At 29.3% G+C, this 15406-nt stretch carries 14 protein-coding genes; 1 reads left to right on the forward strand and 13 read right to left on the reverse strand.

Annotated features, from left to right (window positions below):
• Window positions 1-50: 50 nt before the first annotated feature.
• From KGF52_RS11845 to KGF52_RS11865, 5 genes are all read right to left on the reverse strand, one after another.
• The gene (locus tag KGF52_RS11845; RefSeq protein ID WP_227828273.1) at window positions 51-521 is read right to left on the reverse strand and encodes a metallophosphoesterase; all 471 of its coding nucleotides are present in this window, start codon (window positions 519-521) and stop codon (window positions 51-53) included.
• Window positions 521-1870 (reverse strand): ribonuclease PH, encoded by a 1350-nt coding sequence (gene rph / locus KGF52_RS11850; RefSeq protein WP_227840327.1) that lies wholly within the window; start codon window positions 1868-1870, stop codon window positions 521-523. Before rph ends, KGF52_RS11845 begins: the two co-directional genes overlap by 1 nt.
• Before the next feature lie 157 nt (window positions 1871-2027).
• A complete protein-coding gene (ligA, locus tag KGF52_RS11855; protein ID WP_227840328.1) occupies window positions 2028-4052 on the reverse strand; it encodes an NAD-dependent DNA ligase LigA in 2025 nt (674 codons plus the stop codon).
• Window positions 4053-4238: 186 nt separating this feature from the next.
• Entirely contained in the window at window positions 4239-5177 is a 939-nt protein-coding gene (locus KGF52_RS11860) for a phosphoglycerate dehydrogenase (RefSeq protein ID WP_227840329.1), read from the reverse strand.
• Between the two features lie 107 nt (window positions 5178-5284).
• The gene (locus KGF52_RS11865; protein ID WP_227840330.1) at window positions 5285-5707 is read right to left on the reverse strand and encodes a DUF3783 domain-containing protein; all 423 of its coding nucleotides are present in this window, start codon (window positions 5705-5707) and stop codon (window positions 5285-5287) included.
• A gap of 193 nt (window positions 5708-5900) precedes the next feature.
• Here KGF52_RS11865 and KGF52_RS11870 point away from each other — a divergent pair, with 193 nt between their 5' ends.
• A complete protein-coding gene (locus KGF52_RS11870) occupies window positions 5901-7184 on the forward strand; it encodes a conjugated bile salt MFS transporter (protein ID WP_227840331.1) in 1284 nt (427 codons plus the stop codon).
• An 83-nt stretch (window positions 7185-7267) separates the two neighbouring features.
• Here KGF52_RS11870 and KGF52_RS11875 read toward each other — a convergent pair whose 3' ends face one another.
• The 8 genes from KGF52_RS11875 to KGF52_RS11910 form a co-directional block, all read right to left on the reverse strand.
• On the reverse strand, window positions 7268-7783 hold the full coding sequence (locus KGF52_RS11875) for a 4Fe-4S dicluster domain-containing protein (protein WP_227828267.1): 516 nt from the start codon (window positions 7781-7783) through the stop codon (window positions 7268-7270).
• Window positions 7783-9159, reverse strand: coding sequence for a [FeFe] hydrogenase, group A (locus tag KGF52_RS11880; protein ID WP_227840332.1), 1377 nt, complete (start codon window positions 9157-9159; stop codon window positions 7783-7785). Before KGF52_RS11880 ends, KGF52_RS11875 begins: the two co-directional genes overlap by 1 nt.
• 20 nt (window positions 9160-9179) lie before the next feature.
• The gene (locus tag KGF52_RS11885; protein WP_227828265.1) at window positions 9180-9731 is read right to left on the reverse strand and encodes a 4Fe-4S dicluster domain-containing protein; all 552 of its coding nucleotides are present in this window, start codon (window positions 9729-9731) and stop codon (window positions 9180-9182) included.
• Between the two features lie 36 nt (window positions 9732-9767).
• On the reverse strand, window positions 9768-9941 hold the full coding sequence (locus KGF52_RS11890) for a hypothetical protein (protein ID WP_227828264.1): 174 nt from the start codon (window positions 9939-9941) through the stop codon (window positions 9768-9770).
• 11 nt (window positions 9942-9952) lie between these two features.
• Window positions 9953-10786 (reverse strand): formate dehydrogenase accessory sulfurtransferase FdhD, encoded by an 834-nt coding sequence (gene fdhD / locus KGF52_RS11895; protein ID WP_227840333.1) that lies wholly within the window; start codon window positions 10784-10786, stop codon window positions 9953-9955.
• Between the two features lie 47 nt (window positions 10787-10833).
• Entirely contained in the window at window positions 10834-12978 is a 2145-nt protein-coding gene (fdhF, locus tag KGF52_RS11900; RefSeq protein ID WP_227840334.1) for a formate dehydrogenase subunit alpha, read from the reverse strand.
• Window positions 12979-13222: 244 nt separating this feature from the next.
• Window positions 13223-14281, reverse strand: a complete 1059-nt coding sequence (locus tag KGF52_RS11905; RefSeq protein ID WP_227828261.1) for a lysylphosphatidylglycerol synthase transmembrane domain-containing protein — start codon at window positions 14279-14281, stop codon at window positions 13223-13225.
• Window positions 14282-14485: 204 nt separating this feature from the next.
• On the reverse strand, window positions 14486-15145 hold the full coding sequence (locus tag KGF52_RS11910; RefSeq protein WP_227840335.1) for a response regulator transcription factor: 660 nt from the start codon (window positions 15143-15145) through the stop codon (window positions 14486-14488).
• Between the last annotated feature and the right edge of the window lie 261 nt (window positions 15146-15406).

Here is a 15406-nt window from a genome sequence, read left to right on the forward strand (position 1 = left end):
AAATTTAATTTTTTGAGTGTTTTTTGCCATTTTTTTGGATAAATACACCTTTATATGCGTATTTCCTCTATATTTATGTCCTCTTCTTCTATCTCCATAATTACAAAACTCTTATACGATACTCCTCTTGGAAGTGAAGTACTTCCAGGATTTATGTAAAGCACACCATTTTTAATTTCTCTAAATGGAGTATGAGTATGACCAAATATAACTATGTCAGCATTAACCTCAGCAGCCTTATTTTCTAACATTTGTGTGCCATATTTTACACCATACTTATCTCCGTGGCATAAAAATATAGTTTTATTTGCTACTTCAAAGACAATTTCTTCTTCTATAGCATCAAAATCACAATTTCCTTTAACTGCAATAATTCCAACCTTAGTCATATTATGAAGATATCTTGAGTCTGTAAAGTTGTCTCCTGCATGAATTATTAAGTCACATTCTTCTAAATATGGTATTGTCTTTTCCATATTTTTAATCATCATATGTGTATCACTTATTATGCCTATTTTCATTACTTCACTACCCTTTTCATAAACTCTTGTTTCATAATTTTTAGTGCATTTGCTCTGTGGCTGATTGAATTTTTTATAACACTAGGTATTTCACCAAAGGTTTTATTATATCCTTTTACTATAAATAAGCTATCATATCCAAAGCCATTTTTGCCCTTTTCTTCAAAGCCTATCATTCCTTCACAAATTCCTCTCACTACAAATTCTTTTCCATCTGGAAAAACTACTGCTATTGCAGAGACAAATCTTGCATTTCTTTTACTCATTGGCACATTTTGCATGGCTTTTAATAGCTTTTCTCTATTTCCTTCATCTGTAGCATGCTCTCCTGCATATCTAGCTGAATAAACGCCTGGTTTTTTTCCTAAAGCATCTACCTCTAAGCCAGAATCATCAGCTATAGCTATAAGTTTAGTTTTTCTAGCTATTGTTCTAGCCTTTATTAATGCATTATGCTCAAATGTTTTTCCATCCTCTACGATTTCTATACCTGCTAAATCAACATCTTTTAGAGAATACACCTCATATTCAAAATCTTTTAAGATTTCACCTATTTCTTCTAGCTTATGAGCATTATTAGTAGCAATCACTACTTCATTACCATAATCCATTCCTAATATCTCATCTGCTATTTCACCTAAAACTTCTCTTTGAAGTCTTATTAGTTCTTTATTCCCTTTTTCTCCTAACTCTAACAATAAATTTAAATCTTTTCTTGAAAAAGGTTTCTCTTCACCAGTACCCTGTACTTCTACAAACTCATACTTGTCAGTCATTATTATATTCATATCTACTTGTGCTTTAGAATCTTCTTCGTAACATAAATCTAGCATATGGGTTTCATTTACTATTCCAACACTAATTGCAGATACAAAATTTGTTATTGGCATTTCTTTTAATGTTTTTGCTTTATATAATTTATAGATTGCTTCAGCAACTGCTACAAACGCCCCCGTTATAGATGCAGTTCTAGTTCCACCATCAGCTTGAATCACATCACAATCTACCCAAATAGTTCTTTCTCCTAGTTTATTTAAGTCTATAACAGACCTTATTGCCCTTCCTATTAACCTCTGTATTTCTTGAGTTCTTCCGTCGATTTTTCCTCTAGATGCGTCCCTTATTTTTCTCTGTTGAGTTGCCCTTGGTAACATTGAATATTCAGCATTTATCCATCCAGTACCACTATTTCTCAAAAAAGGAGGTACTTTTTCTTCCACTGATGCAGTACATATAACCTTTGTCTCTCCCATTTCTATAAGAACAGAACCTTCTGCATACTTTGTATAATTTCTAGTAATCTTTACAGGTCTTATCTGTTCATTAGTTCTATCATAACTTCTGGTCATTTTTTATATCCTTTCTTAATCCTTATATATTTTATAAATTTATTTTTATAAGTTTTAATTTTATTAATCTTATATAATGTCATTTTTCATAATTCGATAGCTTACTGAACTATTCTATCATTAATTATAGTAGTTTTCTACTAAATTAAATGACTTTTTAGCCCTCTAATACAGCTTTTACTTCATCTTTCGATGATAAAGTTAATAATTCTAAAAATCTCTCTTCATCTATAACTTTAATTCCTAAATCATTTGCTTTTGTAAGTTTAGAGCCAGCTTCTTCTCCAGCTAAAACAAAAGTTGTCGATTTACTTACACTAGATGTAGCTTTGCCACCTCTTTTTTCTATCATATCTTTTGCATCATTTCTTTTTAATGTAGGAAGTGTACCAGTCAATACTATTTTCATTCCTTCAAATATTCTTTCTACTGTTTCACCTGTATTCTCTAATGATTTTGTATTTACTCCTACACTTTTTAGTTTTTCTATGACATTTATATTTTTATCTTCCTTAAAAAACTCAACAACACTATTTGCCATTATACCCCCAAATTCTTCTAAATCTTCTAATTGCTCACTTGTTGCAGAAATCACATCATCTAAATCTTTAAATTTTGAGGCAAGTATCTTAGCTGCCTTAACACCTATAAATTTAATTCCCAAACCATTTATAAGTCTCCATAAATCATTTTCTTTTGACTTTTCTATTGAATTTATTAAATTATCAGCAGATTTTTCACCCATTCTTTCTAAATCAACTACATCTTCCTTTTTTATATAATATAAATCAGACACATCTTGAATTATTTTTTCATTTAGCAACAATGTAATTATAGATTCTCCTAAACCATCTATATTCATTGCATCTCTTGATACAAAATGTATAATCCCTCTTCTTATTTGAGCAGGACAAGACATATTTATACACTTTACAGCAGCTTCTCCTTCTAATCTTACTGTTGGTTCTGAACAAACAGGACATTTTTCTGGCATTTTAAAATCTACTTCTTCTCCAGTACGAGCTTCTTTTATAACTTCTAAAACTTGAGGTATTATATCTCCTGCTTTTTGAACCAATACTGTATCATTTATTTTTATGTCTTTCTCTTTTATATAGTCTTCATTATGAAGTGTTGCTCTACTTACAGTAGTCCCAGCAAGTCTAACTGGCTCAAGTACTGCTGATGGTGTTATTGTACCAGTTCTTCCAACTTCTACTATTATATCTACTATTTTAGTTTTTTTCTTTTCTGCTGGAAATTTATATGCAATTGCCCATCTTGGACTCTTTGCAGTATATCCCATCTCTTCCCTTTGTTTTATATTATTTACTTTTATTACCATTCCATCTATCTCGTATTCTAAATTACCTCTATTTTCTGTCCAATGTTCAATATGTTCAATAACTTCATCTATATTTTTACAAACTTTATAACTTTGACTTACTGAAAAACCTAGTTTTTCTAAATATTCTAAGGATTCACTATGACTCTCTAAAGTATAATCTTCTATATTTTCCATATTAAATACAAATATATCTAATGGTCTCTTTGCAGTTAATTTCGAGTCTAGTTGTCTTAATGAACCTGCTGCAAGATTTCTTGGGTTAGCAAATAGTGGTTGTTCCTGTTCTTCTTGTTGTTCATTCACTTTTCTAAAATTATCTTTTGATATATATACTTCTCCTCTAACTATTAACTCTTTTTTTTCATCTATTTTAAGAGGTATACTTTTGACAGTCATTAAATTTTGAGAAATGTCTTCTCCTACGACTCCATCACCTCTAGTTGCTCCTTTTTCAAATGCTCCATTATTATAGGTAAGACCTACTGAAAGCCCATCTATCTTAAATTCAACGACATATTCAACACTATCTCCCACATATTCCTGAACTCTCTTATCAAAATCTCTCAAATCTTGCTCTGAAAAAGCATTTGATAAACTCAGCATAGGAGTTTTATGTACAATTTGATTAAATTTATCTAATGGCTTACCTCCTACTCTATTTGTTGGAGAATCAATTCTCTTTAGTTCTGGATTTTGTTCTTCCAAAGATATTAGTTCTTTCATTAGCTTGTCATATTCATAGTCAGATATCTCTGGGCTATCTTGGTTATAATACCTTTCATTATGATATTTTATTTGTTCTATAAGTTTATTAATTTCATTTTTAACGCTCACTCTTAGCACCTCTTCATATTTTTTAAATTGAATCATTTTAAAATTTCCCTATAATTAATTATTTCCTATTTATATATTTTTTAGTATATCACTTTTTTGACTTTAAATTTATTACAAAAAAAACTCTTATAGTATCTCTAATAACACTAATAAGAGTTTTTTATTTTCATTAGAATTTTTACATATTTAATAACCTTTTGATATATCAACAACATTATCTACAGGTTTATTTTCTATTATATAATGTTTTAAATTATTATAGACCATATTAAATGTTCTCTCTTTATTTTTATCAGACACCCAAGAGTTATGAGGAGTTACTATAACATTTTCACTTTCCCATAGTTTATTATCTTTACTTAAAGGCTCACTTTCAAATACATCTAATGCTACACCTCTAAATTTCTCTACGCATTCTTCTAAATCTTTCTGATTAACTGTATTTCCTCTACCTACATTAATAAATACAGAACCTTCTTTCATAAGATTAAACATATCTTTATTTACTATTCCATCTGTACTCTTTGTAGAAGGCATTGCTACAACTATTATGTCACTTTCCTTAAATACAACATTCATATCCTCAGTAGAAAAACACTTGTCAAAGTATTTTTTGTTGCTTCCATCAGTATTGACTCCCCATATTTCTACACCAAAGGCCTTTAACCTTTTAGCTGCTTCTGATGATATAGTTCCTGTTCCAAGAAATCCAACCCTTTGACCATATAATTCTGATACAGAAAAATCCATTTTCCATTCTTTATTTTGCTGTTGTTTAAAAAATTTTGCACTATTTTTATAAATTTCTAAAATATACATAACGATGCTTTCACCAATAGGTATACTATACCCTCCCCTATTATTAGCTATCTTGATATCTCTTTTTAACACATCTTCTTTTGGGATTTGGTCTATACCTACACTTGTTGTTTGTATATATTTTAAATTTTCCATTTTAGAAATATCCAGTCTGTCAAAAGGATTATATGTAACTAGCACATCTGCAGTGTTTACATCTTCATTATTTTCTATACTATCTTCGGAATAATGTATAACATCATATCCTAATTCATTTATTTTTTTAAATTTTTCTTCTCCATAATTTATTGTAAATAATACTTTCATTTTACTTTCCTCCATCCACTTGTATTAAGATTTTTATATCTTACAGTATAATATGATACTTAACACATATTAGTTAAATTTATTAGAAGATGGTTCTAAAAACTAATTTACTTATGCTCAATTGTTTTTCCTGAAGACATAGCATTGCGTTCTTGAACTAAATTTTCTATTAAATTATTTAATGTCCAATCAATAGATGTCTCAGTTACCATTGCTGTAAAAGGTCTATTTATTCTTACTTTTTTCAATCCTTCTAAAAATGTATTTACTTGTGTACTGGAAATATTATTAAATATTACAGACTTACTTTTAATTCCATTATCACATTCACTTGATATATTCCCATCCAAAATGTCTCTTACTATGTTTTCACCATTTTTATCACTTAAAATGATATGGTCTCTTATTCCAGCAAAATTACTAACATTTTTAATTAGTGATAATTCTTTTTTATTAAAATTTACAAACATAATACACTTCCTGCTGTGTATTTTATCTAGATTATTATTATTTATTTTTTCAAATGACATTTTATCCATCCTTTCATTTATCTATATATTTTAATTTACCCTATCTATTTAAAATAATCAATTTTTACAGATAATTTTTATATTAATACCCCAAATTACATATAACTAATTCAACTATCCAAAACTAATATATAAAATTAGAATAATTAGATTAATATTTACAAATTATAATCTAAAGGAGAGATATGATACCATGAAGACACTACTAAACAAGAATTTTAGCATTAAAAACTTTTCATCTGCTTGGATTATAGTACTTGGTTGTATGTTGATACAAGCTATACCATTTAGTATTGTAGCAAGTATACAGCCCCAATTTATAAGTTATGTTGTAGAAGGAGAAGGTTTTAGCTTAGCATCTTTTTCTCTAATATTTACTTTTGGTACTATTGCTTCAGCAATTGCATCACCATTTATAGGTAAATTATTTTCTAAGGTCAATATTAAGATATTATATTTATTAGGCTGTATAATTTCTAGCATTGCTTTTGCTACATTTTCTATATGTACTGAACTATGGCAATTTTATACGGTATCATGCATTGTACAAATTGGAGCTACAATTATATCTGCGATAGGAATACCAATTTTAATAAGTGCTTGGTTTGATGAAAAAAGTAAAGGAAAGGCTATGGGATTTGCTTTTGCTGGTGGCTCTATTGGTAGTATATTTCTACAACAACTTGTAGTTCGCTCATTAGCATCTCAAGGATATAGCCGTTCTTATCTAATATTTGGGATTGTAGCACTAATAGTTGGTATACCTGTAACATTATTTATGCTTAAAATGCCTAAAGATACTAATGAGAAAATAAGCTCTAAAATAAAAAATGACAAAACATCTAATAAAAAGTCCCCTTCAGTATGGGGTTATACATTAAAAGAAGCTAGAAAGAATAAATATTTTTGGATTATGACAATTGGATTTGCTTTTGTAGGTATATATGTTTCATCATTATCTGTACAATATCCAACCTACCTTAGAAATTATATAAATCCAATTTTAATAGGAACAGTAGGTTCTACTTTTGCCTTATTTGCTCTTATTGGTAATTTATTTGGAGGATTATTATTTGATAAATTTGGTCAAATAAAACCACTGATTATATCTTTTATATTTGTACTTATAGCTACTTTATCATTACTATTTGTTGATAAATCTGCTAATCTTGCATTTGTATTTGCTATTTTAAAGGGTCTTTCTGTATTTGCTTATATGATTGGACCTGCTTATTTAACTGGTACTTTTTTTGGTCAAAAGGAGTTTGGCAGTATTTTTGGGATTGTTCAATTAATTTTTGCAATTGGATTTGCACTTGGTTCAACATTATTTGGATTGCTCGTTGATAATTTTGGTTATAAATTCTCTTGGTCTATTATAATTTTATCAGTTATAATCGCTTATGCTTTACTTATCACAGCTTCTATAGGAATGGCAAAGCTAAATAAGGATAGGTTAGATAAGTTGGTACAATAATTAATTCTTAATTTCTATAAAAATTATACAAAAAAGATGGAGGCTCTAATAACAACTAGAACTCCATCTTTTTATTAATTATATTATAATATAGCTAACTTTCTTTTATTTTTAACAGTGTTATCTATATCTTCATCTTTAACTATAGTAAATGCTTTTGTTGGACATACATTTACACATGCTGGTCCTTCTGGTGAATCTATACAGAAATCACATTTATTTGCTGTCATTCTTTCTCTAAAGCAAAGCTTTCCTTTATCTACATCTTTTAGTGTAACTATATCTATCGCTCCTATAGGACATGCCAGCATACAAGTCTTACATCCTATACAATTTTCTTCATTTATTTTTATTGTATTACCCACCCTAACTATACCTCCATTTGGACAGGCCTTTGCACAAGGAGCATCTTCACAATGTCTACATTGTATTGGAGCACTAACTTCCTTTGTTTTTATGACAGAAAGTTTTGGGTTAAAGTTTATCTCATCTGGACTTTTGTAAAAAATATCTTCATCTGAATGTGCAACCACACATCCTATCATACAAGTTCTACATCCTATGCACTTATCAGGGTCTGCTATAACAAAATAATTCATTATTTAGCCACTTCCTTTCCTATACAATATGTAGTGTGTAATAAATGATGAGATTTTTCTCCTAATGGCTCTACTAGATATTCAGCATATAATTTTTTAATGTCAGGATTTTCATGAGATTTTCTAATTGCCAAGTGTTCGTCATGCACATATGTTGCTTTTGTTCTATTTTCATAGGCTAAGTCTTTATATTCTTCTAGTAAAATTTTTGGCTGACCTCCACCACTTACACATCCAACAGGACAAGTCATAACCTCTATAAAATCTATATCCAACTTTCCTTTTTCTAAATCTTCAAGTACTGGTATTACATTTTTCAGTCCACTTACTACACCAACTCTTAAGTCTAAATCTCCTACCTTAATAGTTGATTTTCTAAAACCACTTTCTCCTCTTACTTGTTTTACTTCTACATTAGGTATACTTTCTCCAGTTATAAGCTCATAACCTGTTCTTATAGCTGCTTCCATAACTCCACCAGTAACACCAAATATAGTTCCAGCTCCACTGTAACTACCTAAAGGGCTGTCAAACTTTTCTTCTCCTAAATTTTTAAAATCAATTCCCATGTCTTTTATTAGGTAAGCTAGCTCTCTAGTAGTTAACACTACATCTACATCTCTATATCCACTAGAATCCATCTCTTCTCTATCACATTCATACTTTTTACATGTACATGGCATTATAGAAACACTAAATATTTTAGATGCATCCACATTATTTATTTCTGCGCCATATGTCTTAAATATTGCACCACCCATCTGCTGAGGTGATTTACAAGAAGATAAGTGATTAGTTAATTTAGGATAATTTTTTTCTATAAATTTAACCCAAGCTGGACAACAAGATGTAAACATTGGAAGAGTTCCACCTTCTGTAACTCTATTAATTAACTCACTACCTTCTTCCATTATAGTTAAATCCGCTGCGAAATTAGTATCATAAACTCTATCAAAATTTAATGCTCTAAGTGCTGCTGCCATTTTTCCAGCACTTAAATATCCTAGATAGTATCCAAAATCCTCTCCTAAAGCTACTCTAACTGCTGGTGCACATTGAACCATGGTAAATACATCTGGGTCACTCAAAGCTTTTTTTACCCTATCTACATCACATACATTATGTGCTGCGAATATAGGTTCATTTATTGATTCTGGTATTTTTCGTTCTTGTTTTTTATCTTTCAAAAACTCAAATCCTTCATCTATAACTGAAGCATAAGATTTACAAATTTGAACACATTGACCACACATAACACATCTATCTAAGTTTATTTCTTGTGGTTTTCCTTCTTCCCCCTCAATAGCATTTACTGGACATACCTTTGAACATTCTCTGCATCCAGTACATAAATCTTTATCTATATTTATTATCATAAACGTCACCCCTTTATCCTTTATTTATTTGTCAACAATAAGCTAAGTGCAGCTTGTCTATTCTTAGCTTTTTTGTCATCTATTGGAGTAACAAGTTTTAATGCATCTTGAGGACATGCGCTTATACAAGCTATTTTTTCGTTGTCTTTACATAAATCACACTTATATGCTATTTTTTTATTTTCTTCCAAAATTACTTGTTCTACTTCTTTCCCATCTTTATATTGTGGAAGTAAATCTATAGCTCCAAAAGGACATGCTAGGAGACAAGTTTTACACCCTATACATTTTTCTTCATTAACAAACATGACGTTGTTCTCTTTGTTTATAGCTTTTTGTGGACATGAATTTAGACAAGGAGCATCTTCACAGTGTCTACATTGTATTGGCATACAGAAAGTATCACCTTTTACTAAATAAAGTCTAGGTATAACTGGTATGTCAACTGTCCCAACCGTATATCCTACATTATTATGTTGGTTGTGCATCGTAAAACAAGCTACTTCACAAGTTCTGCAACCAGTACATTTACTTGGGTCTGCTATTACAAAAGAGCCTATTTTATTATTCATATTATCCCACCTTTCAATTTGTATATTTCTAAGTCCCTAGTTATTTTTATTATATATATTTATATATTTTAGTGTTTTTTCAATACTTATATTTCGCTTGCAATTTTTACACAAATTATACTTATTGGCATATACTTTGTCAGTATCATCAATTACTACTCCACACACTTCACATCTTGAATATTTTTTTTCTTCTTTATTAGCACACATACGCTTCAGTCTCACTTTTTGATAACTCTCTGTGAATTTGCATAGATATTCATTCGTCTTCCTCTTACAAATCCAATAAGAGTTATATTTAATTTTTTAGAAAGCTCTATTGATAAATTAGTTGGTGCTGATTTTGATATTACAATAGGGATTTGAGTCATAGCTGCCTTTAGTATCATCTCTAAAGATATTCTCCCACTTACAACTACAGTCTTATCTTTTAATGATATTTCATTTAAAACACAAAATCCTATTGCTTTATCCATTGCGTTATGCCTTGCTACATCTTCACAGGTCACTATTTTTTTATCATTATCAAATATGGATACACTGTGTACTCCACCCGTATTTTTAAATAATTCTGACGAATTTAAGTTTTTATCCATTATACTGTAAATCGCATCATAATTTATTTTTATATTACTCTCTACAGGAGTACACCTTATATAGTCTAGTGAGTTTAAAAATATAATTTGTTCCTCTTCGTCATCCTGTTTCTCTTGAATAGTTACTTTTGTAACCCGTTCCTTATCATTTATTTCTATATCTAATATGTCTTTTTTATTTTCTATATATCCCTTTGTTCTCAAAAAACCAACTACAAGCTCTTTTAAATTATATGGTGTACATAAAAATGTATTTATGTATTTATCATTTAAAATAAAGCTAAGTGGATATTCTGCAATTATTTCTTCATATTCATTAGATAAATTATATTCATTTATTTTGTTTATTTCTAACTTAAAAGAATTCATGTATTTATAATCTACCAAAGTATAACTGTTTTCAAAAACTTCATCTTTACTATTTTCTTGTGACTTAGCTTTTGAGTATATATTCTCCATAAGATATTTACCCTTCCACTTTTTATAAATCTTTAATCTAATAACTACTAAACATTTGTGGCAGTCATTTTATCTTTAAGACTTTGATATTCTTCTCTTACACATTTTTCTGCTAACTCTTGGTCATCAAGTTTTTCAAGTCTAACAGCACAATACTTGTATTCTGGTGTTTTAGATATAGGGTCTAAATTTGCTATTGTAAGCTCGTTACAAGCTCCAACCCACCACTGATAAGTCATATATGTCGCTCCTTTTTTAACTCTATCAGTTACTGTCGCTCTTGTGATTACACTTCCCCTTCTTGAACTAATTCTAACTAATTCATCATCTTCAATTCCTAATCTATCTGCATCATTACAATTTATTTGAACACGACCTGGCTCATCTTCTAATGAACTAAGTGTTCTACAGTTACCAGTCATAGTTCTTACTGAATAGTGACCAACCTCTCTTACAGTACATAAACTAAATGGATATTCATCATCTTCAACTTCCATAGGAGGTCTCCATTCTGCAGCAAATAAATTACCTCTTCCATTAGGAGTAGAGAATTTTTGTCCTTCATATAGATACATAGTTCCTTTGTCTTCCATACTTTCACTCTTACAAGGCCACTGAACAGAACCTTGAGCCTCTATTTTTTCATAAGTAGCCCCTAAGAAATTCGGACATAATGCTCTAAGTTCATCCCATATTTCTTTAGTATTTTTATAGTTCATAGGATATCCCATTGCTGTAGAAATTTCACTTATAATTTGCCAGTCTGGTTTTACATCTCCTTGTGGCTCTATAGCTTTTCTCATCAATTGGAATCCTCTATCTGCACATGTATATACTCCATCATGTTCGCCCCAAGAAGTAGCTGGAAGTATAACATCAGCATGAAGCGCTGTCTTATTCATAAATATATCTTGAACAACAACAAACTCTAACTCGTCTAAAGCCTCTCTAACTTCTGATGCATCTGGGTCACTTTGTACTGGGTCTTCCCCAAATATATAATAAGCTTTAAGCTTCTTCTCTTTTAACACTAAATTTGGAACTTGAGTTAAACTATATCCATTATTAGGAGATAACTTTACTCCCCAAGCATTTTCAAATTTTTCTCTTATCTTATCATCAGTTACATTTTGATAACCAGGATATACATTAGGAAGAGCTCCCATATCACAAGCTCCTTGAACATTATTTTGTCCACGTACAGGCCCTATTCCAACGCTTTCTCTACCAAAATTGCCTGTAAGTAGAGCAATTGAGGCAAGCCCTTTAACTACATCAACAGCTTGTCCAAATTGACAGACACCCATTCCATAAAGTATCATGGCCTTCTTACCTTTTGCATATTCTCTCATAGCTCTTCTTATAAGCTCTTCTGGAATTCCTGTCATCTTCTCAGCATATTTAGCTGTATATGGTTTAACAATTTCTTTGTACTCATTAAATCCTTGTGTATGGTTTTGAACAAAGTCTTTATTGTAAAGACCTTCTTCTATTAAAACGTTTCCAAAAGCATTTACTAAAACCATATTTGTTCCACCCTTTATAGGTAGATGTATATCAGCAATTCTTGCAGACTCAGTTAATCTAGGGTCAGTAACAATTAACTTAGCTCCATTTTTCTTAGCTTTAATTATTCTATTTGCAACTATTGGATGTGAATCTGCTCCATTATATCCAAATATAAATAAAACATCTGCGTTTTCTATTTCTGGTATAGAATTAGACATTGCACCACTACCTAATGAGTAAGCCAGACCGGCTACAGATGGTGCATGTCAGACACGAGCACAATGGTCAACATTATTGGTTCCTATTGTAGCTCTCATAAATTTTTGCATTATATAGTTTGCTTCATTACCAGGTCCTCTTGCAGAACCAGTCCCCATAATAGAATCAGGACCATATTTTTCTTTAATTTCGTTTAATCTTGAAGCTGTATAACTTATAGCTTCATCCCATTCAACCTCTTCTAGCACACCTTGTTTTCTTATCATTGGTTTTTTTAGTCTAGGTGTTAAAATTTTAGGGTCATTTAGAAAATCCCATCCATAACGACCTTTTAAACATAAACTTCCTTGATTTGTTCTACCATCAGCTGGCTCTGCTCTTAATATCTTGTTATCTTTTACTACTAGATATAATTGGCATCCAGCTCCACAGTATGGACAAACTGTTAAAATTTTCTTCTCCATACATTTCCCCCCTTAGATTTATCCCCTGATGAGTAAAATTTACCTTAAAGATAATGAAGTATTTTTATAATATGCAAAATTTACAAATATTTTGCAATATTATCTATTAAATTCAACAATTTTCTCACAATTCCTTTTAAATTTCAAAAAAAATATGTCATAATAATTCTTATATTTTAATCATCTAATTAAAATATTATAGTTCTTATGACATATTTTTTAATATATGCTTATTTAGATTTATCTAATTTTCACTTAAAACGGCATTTCTACCAATTCTATTTTTCATTCTATAGTGAGTGATTACAGTAAAGATACCACTTCCAATCAGAATCAAATAGTACATAAATCCACCATATAAAAATACTGCATAACCCATTAGAGGTTGAGGGAATACTGATTTAAATATAGTGAAAAATGCTAATTCATTAGCTCCTACATTACCAGGTGTTGGTATTGGTGATATTGCCATATATAAAAAAGCTTGTAGTGTTAATATATAAATATAGCTATAACCTTGTAAATTAAATGCTTTATATATCCAAAAAGAAACACTAAAGTAAGCACTTAATTGAATAAAAGTCACTATAATAGTTAAAATCAATACTTTTTTATTTTTAGCAAAAAAACTTATTGCTTTACTATAATCATCTATAAAATTTTCTATAGAGTCTACTTTACTCTCTAGGAATCTTAAAAACTTAATTTTTGCTAAATACTTTATTGAAACTCTCATAAAATATTTTATTTTTTGAGGATTTAAAATAACTAAAATTATCATAATTAAAACAAATGAATTAATTGCTATTCCTAGAAACACTAAGGGCATGATTACTTTCATTTGTTTTTCTAGCATAGCTAGATTCATTAATACTAATATTGTGCAATAAACAGTAACTACTATTTGAAAAATAATAGACTTATTTGTAACAACTGCACTTGCTTTACTAAGTGGCATTTTGCATTTTTTAAGTACATATATCTGTACTGGTTGGCTTCCTGAAGCAAATGGAGTTATTAGATTATAATAAAATCCCATAATGGCTAGCTTGAAACCAATAAATCTAATATTGACTTTGTGAGTACTTTCTATAATTATCTTCATTACTAATCCTTCAAGCATTATGTGAGACATTATTGCCAGAGCCCCTACAAATAAAAACTTTTTATCTACCATAGTTATAACATTTGATAACATCTTAATATCTAATGTTTTAAATACCAAGTAAATTGTTATACCTATTAGTAAAAATAAAAATGTATACTGTAGTAAGCTCTTTCTAATATTTTTTAGTTTATCCATTAGAAAAACCATCCTTTGCTCAAGATTTATATTAAACATCATATTATTAGTATACACTACTAATATTAATATTTTATAACAAAATACCTTACAATTTTGTCATTTGCAAAAAATATTAATCTATAAATTAAATTTTAATATATATATTAATATTTTACAAACATTTTGTAGATATATACAGTATTTGCACTGAGTAATACGTTATTATACCCACTTATATCCTATCCCCCATACAGTCTCTATTGTATAAATATCATAAGATTTAAACTTGCTTCGTATATTTTTTATGTGTTCTGTAATAACACTTATATCACTTTCTCCATCAAATCCATACACATGCTCATATATTCTTTCTTTTGAAAAGACTTGTCCCTTATTTTTTGCTAGAAATTCACATATTAGATACTCACTCTTAGTAAAATTTATCTTATTATTATCAACAGAAATTTCTTTTCCCAAAAAATTAAATTGAACATTTGATATAGTTAATGAATTTTTTTTCTCTCTATTTTCTCTTCTCAAATGAGCATTTATTCTGGCTCTTAACTCACCTACACCAAAAGGCTTTGTAATATAATCATCAGCCCCTATACCAAGACCATACATAACATCACTTTCCATATTTTTAGCTGTCAAAAACAATATTGGGCAATCAACCTTATTTCTTATACTTTTACATACTTCAAAACCATCCATTTTAGGCATCATTACATCTAATATTATTAGATTAAAAGGATTATAGTCAATATCAAGAATATTTTCTACATCACTAATTACCTTTACTTCATGCCCATCTCTCTTTAATATATTTTCAATTAACTTTAACATATCTAATTCATCATCTACTACTAGTATCTTAGACACACTAACACCTCCATTACATATTTAATGACACTTTAATTTATATATTTAATTATATCTTTATAAATTTATATAAAATCTCATACTATTATATTATAACTTACAACAATTAATTAATATTTTACAATAAAATCATTTTAACACTTCAAACATAAAAATTTTATATTTTAAACGCTTAATATTTATTTTACAATAAAATTGCCGAAAAGCCCCCTTCTTTAGATGTGGGGATGAAAGGCAAGGTCTTAATATAAATAAAAGTCA

The organism is Clostridioides sp. ZZV15-6597, from assembly GCF_020657815.1.
Lineage (GTDB): Bacteria > Bacillota > Clostridia > Peptostreptococcales > Peptostreptococcaceae > Clostridioides.

Excerpts from the sequence above, each read along its gene's own strand:
- KGF52_RS11845 (WP_227828273.1), bottom strand. The coding sequence starts at position 521 with ATGAAAATAGGCATAATAAGTGATACACATATGATGATTAAAAATATG.
- rph (WP_227840327.1), bottom strand. The coding sequence starts at position 1,870 with ATGACCAGAAGTTATGATAGAACTAATGAACAGATAAGACCTGTAAAG.
- KGF52_RS11860 (WP_227840329.1), bottom strand. The coding sequence starts at position 5,177 with ATGAAAGTATTATTTACAATAAATTATGGAGAAGAAAAATTTAAAAAA.
- KGF52_RS11865 (WP_227840330.1), bottom strand. The coding sequence starts at position 5,707 with ATGTCATTTGAAAAAATAAATAATAATAATCTAGATAAAATACACAGC.
- KGF52_RS11870 (WP_227840331.1), top strand. The coding sequence starts at position 5,901 with ATGAAGACACTACTAAACAAGAATTTTAGCATTAAAAACTTTTCATCT.
- KGF52_RS11875 (WP_227828267.1), bottom strand. The coding sequence starts at position 7,783 with ATGAATTATTTTGTTATAGCAGACCCTGATAAGTGCATAGGATGTAGA.
- KGF52_RS11880 (WP_227840332.1), bottom strand. The coding sequence starts at position 9,159 with ATGATAATAAATATAGATAAAGATTTATGTACTGGATGCAGAGAATGT.
- KGF52_RS11885 (WP_227828265.1), bottom strand. The coding sequence starts at position 9,731 with ATGAATAATAAAATAGGCTCTTTTGTAATAGCAGACCCAAGTAAATGT.
- KGF52_RS11890 (WP_227828264.1), bottom strand. The coding sequence starts at position 9,941 with ATGTGTGCTAATAAAGAAGAAAAAAAATATTCAAGATGTGAAGTGTGT.
- fdhD (WP_227840333.1), bottom strand. The coding sequence starts at position 10,786 with ATGGAGAATATATACTCAAAAGCTAAGTCACAAGAAAATAGTAAAGAT.
- KGF52_RS11905 (WP_227828261.1), bottom strand. The coding sequence starts at position 14,281 with ATGGATAAACTAAAAAATATTAGAAAGAGCTTACTACAGTATACATTT.